The organism is Streptomyces malaysiensis subsp. malaysiensis (assembly GCF_040653035.1).
GTDB classification, from domain to species: Bacteria; Actinomycetota; Actinomycetes; order Streptomycetales; family Streptomycetaceae; genus Streptomyces; species Streptomyces malaysiensis.
Map to the genome: position 1 here is coordinate 1 of NZ_JBEZNG010000069.1, position 9,215 is coordinate 9,215.

At 71.5% G+C, this 9,215-nt stretch carries 2 protein-coding genes; both read right to left on the reverse strand.

Annotated features, from left to right (window positions below; translation table 11 throughout):
* On the reverse strand, positions 1-1,655 hold a 1,655-nt coding region (locus AB0E24_RS45675), incomplete at its 3' end, for a type I polyketide synthase (RefSeq protein ID WP_359385934.1).
* 51 nt (positions 1,656-1,706) lie between these two features.
* Positions 1,707-9,215: type I polyketide synthase (locus AB0E24_RS45680; protein ID WP_435865406.1), on the reverse strand; the 7,509-nt coding region annotated here is incomplete at its 5' end.

A 9,215-nucleotide genomic window follows, 5' to 3' on the forward strand; every position in this document is an offset into this window, starting at 1 on the left:
ACCACCGCCCCCAACCCACCCACCAACTCCCCACCCGAACCACCCAACACCACCGCACGATGCTCAAACCCCGACCGAGACACCACCAACGAAAACCCCACATCAGACACAGAAAAACCAGGGCACTCCGCCACATACTCAGCAAGCCGCACCGCCTGCCCACACAACGCCTCCACCGAACGACCCGACACCACCCACGGCACCACCGACACATCACCCACAACCGGCGGCACCACCTCAACGGCACCAGCCGACTCGGGAGCCTGCTCAAGAATCACATGCGCATTCGTCCCACTGACGCCGAAGGAGGAGACGCCGGCCCGGCGCGGGCGATCCGAAACCGACCACTCCCGCGCTTCGGTCAGCAGCCGCACATGACCCGACGACCAGTCGACATTCCGCGTCGGCTCATCCACATGCAGCGTCCGCGGCAACACCCCATGCCGCAACGCCATCACCATCTTGATCACACCCGCCACACCCGCAGCAGCCTGCGTATGACCGATGTTCGACTTCAACGAACCCAACCACAGCGGGTCATGCTCGGCGTTCCGCTGCCCATACGTCGCCAGGAGCGCCTGGGCCTCGATCGGATCACCCAACGTCGTCCCCGTACCATGCGCCTCGACAGCGTCGACCTCGTCGATCGACAGTCCGGCACTGGCCAACGCCCGCAGGATCACCCGCTCCTGCGACGGGCCGTTCGGCGCGGTCAGGCCGTTGGACGATCCGTCCTGATTCACCGCCGAGCCCCGCACCACCGCCAGCACCGGGTGACCGTTGCGCTGTGCGTCCGACAGCCGCTCCAGCAGGAGCATGCCGACGCCTTCGCCCCATCCGGTGCCGTCCGCCGCGGCGGCGAACGGCTTGCAGCGACCATCGGGGGCCAGCCCGCGCTGCCTGCTGAATTCGATGAACGAGGCGGGGGTGGACATCACGGTGACGCCGCCGGCCAGCGCGAGGGTGGACTCGCCCTGCCGGAGCGACTGGCAGGCGAGGTGCAGGGCGACCAGCGACGATGAGCACGCCGTGTCCACCGTGACCGCGGGACCCTCCAGCCCGAAGGTATACGAAATGCGGCCCGACGCCACGCTCGCCGCGTTGCCCGTGCCGAGGTGGCCCTCGACACCTTCGACGGCGGCGAGCGGGCGGTCCTTGTAGTCCTGGCCGTTGGTGCCGACGAAGACCCCGGTGGGCGTGCCGGACATCGTCGGCGGGGCGATACCGGCGCGTTCGAAGGTCTCCCAGACGGACTCCAGCAGCAGCCGCTGCTGGGGGTCCATGGCCAGCGCCTCGCGGGGCGAGATGCCGAAGAGGTGGGCGTCGAAGTCCGCGGCCGTGTGCAGGAACGCCGCCTCACGGACGTAACTGCGGCCGGGCCGGTCCGGGTCCGGGTCGTACAGCCCGTCCAGGTCCCAGCCGCGGTCGGCGGGCATGGCGGACACGGCGTCCGTGCCGTTCCGGACGAGCCGCCACAGGCCCTCCGGGGAGTCGGCGCCACCAGGGAACCGGCAGCTCATGGCGACGACGGCGATCGGTTCCCGGCTCCGGCCCTCGGCCTCGTGCAGGCGCTGCCGGGCCTCGTGCAGGTCCGCCGTCACGCGCTTGAGGTAGCCAAAGAGCTTCTCTTCGTTCGTGGGCTCATTCGTCGTCATGGCTGGCATCCGCCCTTCGGCTGTCCGGAAGCGGTGACGCGGTGGAGGTGGTCATTCGAGGGCTCCGAGCTCCTTGTCGATGAAGTCGAACACCTCGTCGTGTGTGGCGGTCTCAAGCCGCTCCGACAGCGAGTTGTCGTCCTTCGCCGAACCGTTGTCGCCGGAGCCGTTGTTCGGGGAGCCGTTCAGCCTGTGCAGGAGGGCCTGCAACCGGGCGGTGACCTGGCCCCGGGACAGTTCCTCCGCGTCGGCTTCGGCGAGCGCGGCTTCCAGACGGCTCAGTTCCGCGGTGAGTGTCGTCGCGTCGCCGTCGCGGGAGACCAGGCCGAGCAGATGCCGGGCGAGCACGGCTGGGGTCGGGTAGTCGAAGACCAGGGTCGGTGGGAGGGTCAGTCCGGTCACGGCGGTGAGCCGGTTCCGCAGTTCCACCGCGGTCAACGAGTCGAAGCCGATGTCCCGGAAGGGGCGGCCGGGCGGTATCTCCCCGGGCGAGGCCAGTCCGAGGACCGCGGCGACATGGCGTTCGACCAGATCGAGGAAGGCCCGTTCGCGTTCCGGTCCGGACAGTGCGGTGAGGCGGTTCCGCCAAGAGGTGGCTGCGTCACCGTCGGCGCCGCGGTCCGCCAATTCCCTTTGCGCTTCGCCGAGTTCACGCAGCAGGGGGGCGGGGCGGGCGGCGATGAAGGCCGTGGCGAACCGATCCCATCGGATGTCGCCGACTCCGAGGGCGGCCGCGCCGTGTGGGCCTGCCTCCCGCAGGAGGGAGACGGCGAGCCGCGGCGCCATGCCCACCACTCCGTCTCTGCGCATCCGGTCCTCGACGACCGCATCGTCACTGACCATGCCACCGTCCGCCCAGGCTCCCCAGGCCAGGGAGGTGGCGGGCAGGCCGAGCTCGCGGCGGTGCCGGGCCAGCGCGTCGAGCGAGGCGTTGGCAGCGGCGTAGTTTCCCTGTCCGGCGCTGCCGAGCGTGCCCGCCAGGGAGGAGAAGAGCACAAAGGCGTCCAGTTCGCGTCCGGCGGTGAGTTCGTGCAGGTGCCAGGCGGTGAGTGCCTTGGCCTCGAGTACTCGCTCGAATCGGTCCAGGCTCATGGTGGCCAATACGCCGTCGTCGATGATGCCCGCCGCGTGGACCACCGCGCGGAGGGTCCAACCGTCCGCGTCCAGACCTTCCAGGAGTTCGGCCACGGCGTTCCGGTCGGCCATGTCGCAGGCCGCGATGGTCACGTGCGCGCCGAGTTCGGTGAGTTCGGTGCGCAGTTCCTCGGCGCCGGGGGCCGCGGGGCCGCGGCGGCTGGTGAGTACGACGTGTTCGGCGCCGTTCTCGGCCAGCCACCTGGCCACGTGAGCGCCGACGGCTCCGGTGCCGCCGGTGACCAGAACGGTGCCCCGGGGTTGCCAGCCGTTGCCGTTGGCCGCCGTGGCGCCATCGGCATGGACGAGCCTGCGCCCGTAGCGGCCGGAGGCGCGAATCGCGACCTGGTCCTCGTATTCAGCGCCGTCGGCCGCCGCGGCCAGCGTCGCGTGGATGCGAAGGGCCGCGGCCTCCTCGACGGTGTCCGGGAGGTCGATCAGCCCGCCCCACTGATGGGGGTGTTCGAGTGCGGCGACCCGGCCCATGCCCCAGACCGCCGCCTGTGTGGTGCCGCGCAGTCGTTCGGCGTCGCCGAGCGTCACGGCGCCCCGGGTGAGACACCACAGGCGAGCGTCCGTTTCCGTGTCGCCGAGTGCCTGGAGCAGCAGGAGGCTCGCCGCCAGGCCGCGGGGCAGGGCGGGGTGGGCCGAGTGCGGTGTTTCGTCCAGGGCGAGGAGCGAGATCACACCCGTCACCTGGGCGATTGTGTCGCTTTGGGCCACACCCACCGGGTCGGTGTCGCCGGCGTCGGGGCGGGTCGCGGCGGTCAGGCGCCGGGTGAGGGCTTCGCGGCCGATGTCGTCGTCGGTGAGGTCGAGTCGCCTGATCGTCAGGCCCTGGGTGGTCAGCGCGTGCTGGACGTCGTGTGTCCAGGGGTCCTCGGTGTGCCCGGGGGGTACGACCAGGAGCCAGGTGCCGGAGACCGTACGGTCGGAGGCGGTCAGTGGCTTCCAGCTGACCTGGTAGCGCCAGGAGTCCACCGCGGACTCGTCGCGTCGCCGGCGCCACCACGAGGACAGCGCGGGGACCACATCGGACAGGGACCGTTCGTCGATGTCGAGCGTCGAGGCGAGGTGGGCCACGTCCTGCTGGTCGACGGCGGCCCAGAACGGCCCGTCGAATCCGGTGGTGGCGGCCGCGGCGGCCGTGTCCTGCGCGCTGCCGTGCCGGTTCGGCTCCAGCCAGAACCGCTCGTGGTCGAAGGGGTAGGTGGGCAGTTCGACCACCTGGGCGCCATGCGCGGCGAGGACCGCTCGCCAGTCCACGGCCACGCCCGCGACGTGCAAGTGGCCCAGGGCGGTCATGGCCGCGAGTGGTTCGGGCCGGTTGGCGCGCAGCACGGGTGTGACGGCCACTCCTCCGGCGTCGGCCAGACACTCCTGGGCCATCGCGGACAGCACGCCGTCGGGACCGAGTTCGACCAGGGTTCTCACACCCTGGCCGTACAGATAGTGGACACCGTCGGCGAAGCGCACGGTGTGGCGTACGTGCGCGACCCAGTAGTCCGGGCTGCACAGATCCTCGGCGGTGGCGAGGGTTCCGCTCACATTCGACACGATCGGGAGGCGGGGCGGGTGGAAGTCGACCCGCGCCGCCGCTTGCCGGAAGTCCTCCAGCATTGCGTCCATACGAGGCGAGTGGAAGGCGTGGCTCACCTTCAGCCGCCGGGTCTTGCGGCCGCGCTCCGACCACAGGCCACCGAGGTGGGCGACGACGGATTCGGCTCCGGAGATGACCACCGAGGTGGGCCCGTTGACCGCGGCCACACTCGCCTCGGCCTCCAGGCCGGCCAAGGATTCGAGCACTTCGGCCTCGGTCGCTTCGACGGCCACCATGGCGCCGCCCTCGGGGAGCGCCTGCATCAGCCGACCACGGGCCACGACCAGCTCACAGGCGTCCGGCAGCGACAGCACACCCGCCACATGCGCGGCGGACAGCTCGCCGATGGAGTGTCCCAGCAGAAACTGGGGTGCCACGCCCCAGAATTCGAGGAGGCGGTAGAGGGCCACCTCGACGGCGAACAGCCCTGCCTGGGTGTACATCGTGCGGTCCAGGGCGCCGTCGGCGGCGGCGATGACGTCGAGGAGCCTCCGGTCGAGCCGACGGTCCAGTTCCGTGCACACGTCCGACAGTGCCGCTGTGAACACGGGGTATGCCTCGGCCAGTTCAAGGCCCATGCCGATGCGCTGAGAGCCCTGTCCGGAGAAGAGGAAGGCGGTCTTGGCACCGCTGTCCGTACCGGCGTCGCCCACGGTGCCCGTCACCGTGCCGGACGCGGTGGGTTCACCGGCCGCCAGTGCGGACAGGCCGTCGAGCAGGCCGCTCCGGTCCGGCGCGGCCACCATCGCGCGGTGTTCGAAGTGGGTCCGGGTGGCCGCCAGCGACCAGGCCATGTCCGCCGGTGGAACGTCGGTGGCGCGGCCCAGGTGGGAGGCGATCCGGCCGGCCTGGGCGCGCAGGGCCCGTTCGGAGCGCGCGGAGACGAGTAGCGGAACGGCGGGGAGGGCCGCGGCGGGCGGTTCGGCACCCGTGGCGGCGTCCGGCGCGAGCCGGTCGGGCACGGTGTCGTCCGGTGCGGGGATGTGTGCCTGGACATCGGGTGCCTGTTCCAGGATGAGATGTGCGTTGGTGCCACTGATCCCGAAGGAGGAGACACCCGCGCGGCGCGGCCGTCCGTCGTCCCGCCAGTCCTGCGCCTCGGTCAGCAGCCGTACGGCGCCGGCGGTCCAGTCGACGTAGGGGGTCGGCTCGTCCACGTGCAGGGTCCTCGGCAGGAGGCCCCGTTGGAGGGCCAGTGTCATCTTGATGACACCGGCCACGCCGGAGGCGGACTGGGTGTGGCCGATGTTCGACTTCACCGAGCCCAGCCACAGCGGGTCCGCGGCGTCCCGGGCCTGCCCGTACGTCGCGAGCAGGGCCTGGGCCTCGATGGGATCGCCGAGCGCGGTGCCGGTGCCGTGGGCCTCCACCGCGTCCACGTCCGCCGCGGTCAGGCCCGCGTTGGTCAGCGCCTGCCGTATGACGCGCTGCTGTGACGGACCGTTCGGCGCGGTCAGGCCGTTCGACGCACCGTCCTGGTTGATGGCCGAACCCCGCACCACCGCCAGCACCTTGTGTCCCTCGCGCCGCGCGTCCGACAACCGCTCCAGCACCACCACGCCCACGCCCTCGGCCAGCCCCATACCGTCGGCGGACGCCGAGAACGCCTTGCACCGACCGTCGGCGGCCAACCCCCGCTGCCGGCTGAACGCGACGATGGTGTCGGGCGTGGCCATGATCGTCGCGCCGCCCGCCACCGCCGCCGAGCACTCGCCCCGGCCCAGCGATTCGCACGCCAGGTGCAACGCCACCAGGGACGATGAGCAGGCGGTGTCCACCGTGAGCGCCGGCCCTTCGAACCCGAACGCATAGGCGATCCGGCCGGAGGCGACACTGGTGGCGTTGCTGGTTCCCAGAAAGCCGTCGGTGGCATCGGAGGCCCCCGCGGTACCCGCGGCGTAGCCGGAGAAGGACACGCCGACGAAGACCCCGGTGTCGCTGCCCTTGAGGGATCTCGGGTCGATGGCCGCCCGCTCCAGCGACTCCCAGGATGCCTCCAGCAGCAGCCGCTGCTGCGGGTCCATGGCCAGCGCCTCGCGCGGCGAGATGCCGAAGAACCCCGGGTCGAACTGGTCGGCGTCGTGCAGGAATCCGCCTTCGCGGGCGTATACCCCGCCCGGCTGCTCGGGGTCGGGGTCGGGGCCGGGGGAGTACAGCTCCTCGATGTTCCACCCTCGGTCGGAGGGGAACGGGCACACGGCGTCGCCATCGGCGACGATCAGCTGCCACAAGTCCTCGGGCGAGCGCACCCCGCCCGGGTAGCGGCAGCTCATGCCGACGATGGCGATGGGCTCGTCCGGGTCCGCCGTGGGGGCGACGGGGGTGCCGGGGGTGGCCGGTGCCGGTTCGCCGAACACCTCCTCCAGCAGCCGCTCGGTCAGCACGGTGGGTGTCGGATAGTCGAAGACGAGCGTGGCGGGCAACCGCAGGCCGGTGCTTTCACTGAGTCGATTGCGCAGGTCCACGGCCATCAGTGAATCGAATCCGACATCCCGGAAGGCCCGGTCCGGGTCCATCGTGGTCCGCCCGGACACCTCCTTGGCCTGTCCGCACACCAGGCCGAGCACCACGTCCCGCCGCTCGGCCGACGGCACGTCGGCCAGCCTGCTGGCGAGCGCCGACCGCTCCGTATGCTCGTCCAGCGACGCCACCGCTGCCGGATCGGTCCGCGCCGCCAGGACGGCTCGCGCCTCGGGGAGGTCGAGCAGCAGTGGGCTGGGCCGTTCGCTGGTGAAGACGGTGGCGAACCGTTCCCACCGCACGTCCACGACGATCGGCACCGTCTCATCACGGTCCAGGATGTCCCGCAGCGCGGCGAGCGCGTAGTCGGGCCGCATGACCGGGAGGCCCTGCCGGTCGAGCCGCTTCTCGCCCTCGATGTCGGACCCGATCGAGTTCCACACGCCCCAGGCGACCGAGGTGGCGGGGAGGCCACCCGCCCGGCGCTGTTCCGCCAGGGCGTCCAGGAAGGCATTGCCCGCGCAGTAGGCGCCGTGGTCGCCGCTGCCCCAGGTCCCGGCGATCGAGGAGAAGAGCACGAACGACTCGACGGTGTCCTCGGCGAAGACCTCGTCGAGGTGGCGCGCGCCCACCACTTTCGCGGCGAGCACATCGGCGAACCGCTTCAGGGTCGTGTCGCGCAGCGATTCCAGCTCGATGACGGCGGCGGCGTGCATCACCGAGCGCACGGGGGGCGCCTGGTGGCGCAAGCGCTCGGCCAGTGCCTCCAGAGCGGCGCGATCCGCGACGTCACACGCGGCGAAGGTGACAGCGGTGCCCAGTGCGGTCAGCTCGGCTTCCAGTTCGGCGGCACCCGCGGCGTCCCGCCCACGACGGCTGACGAGGACCAGGTGCTCGGCTCCCTCGGCGGCCAGCCAACGGGCGATCCGCGGTCCCAGGGCGCCGGTGCTTCCGGTGATCAGCGTCGTGCCGTGGGGCGTCCACCGGCCGGTGCCCGCCGTCTCTTCGTCCCGTCCCCGCACCAGTCGCCGGACGTACAGGCCGGACGGGCGCACCGCCACCTGGTCCTCGATGGCCGGGCGCGGCGCGGTGCCGTCGCCGACGGCGATGCCCGTGAGTACTCCGGCGAGGCGCCCCAGCGCCCGATCATCCAGGTGTGCGGGGCCGGGCACATCGACGAGGCCGCCCCACAGTTCGGGGTGTTCCAGGGCGACGGTCCGGCCAAGGCCCCACACGAGGGCCTGTCCGGCGTTGCGTACGGGGTCGTGGCTTCCCGAGGGCGCGGTGGACACGGCGCCCTGGGTGGCGCACCACAGCCGGGCCGCGATGGCCTCGTCCGCCAGCGCCTGCACCAGGGCCAACGTCAGAGCCAGCCCCGACGGCATCGCCGAATACTCCGGATGCGGCTCCTCGTCCAGTGCCAGCAACGACAACACCCTCACCGGCACCGCACCATCGACGCCGTCCAGCGCCTCCCGCAACCGCGCCGCCACAACCCCCCGATCAGCATCCGCCGCCGACAACTCCAACCAGCGCGCATCGGGCAGCGTCCGGGCCATGGCGGACGCCCAGACGCTCCGCCGCCCGGCCGGAACGACCACCAGCCAGGTGCCCGACACCCGGGTACGCGGTGGATCGGCTATCGGCCGCCACACCACGCGGTACCGCCACGAGTCCACCACGGAGTCGGCCCGCTGCCTCTGCCGCCAAGTCGCCAGCGCGGGGACCACGGCGGTCAGCGCCGCGTCATCCACGCTCAGATCCGAGGCCAGCGACTCCACGTCCTCGCGGTCCACGGCCGCCCAGAACCTCGACTCCGCGAGGGCATCCGCGTCGCCGGCCGGGGTCGTGGCGGTGGACGTGGACGTGGACGTGACAGCGGACTCGAGCCAGTACCGCTGATGCTGGAACGCATACGTCGGCAGGTCGACCCGGCGCGCACCGGCGAACAACGGTGTCCAGTCGACCGCGACACCGCGTGTCCACGCCTGGGCCAGCGCGGTCATGAAGCGGCCCCAGCCGCCGTCGTTCCGGCGCAGGGTCCCCAGCACGGCCGGTTCCTGACCGGTTGAGGTGGCGACTGTCTCCTGTATGCCGATGGTCAGCACCGGATGTGCGCTGACCTCGATGAACGCCCCGAAGCCCTGCTCGGCCAGCGTGCGGATGGCGTCCTCGAAACGGACAGGGTGGCGGAGGTTCCGATACCAATACCCGGCATCAAGCGCACCGGTATCGGTCCAGTCCCCGGTCACCGTCGAGAAGAACGGCACTTCCCCGGCGCGGGGGCTGATCGGGGCCAGATCCTCCAGCAGCGTGTGCTCAATGTCCTCCACCTGCACGGAATGCGAGGCGTAATCCACCGCGAT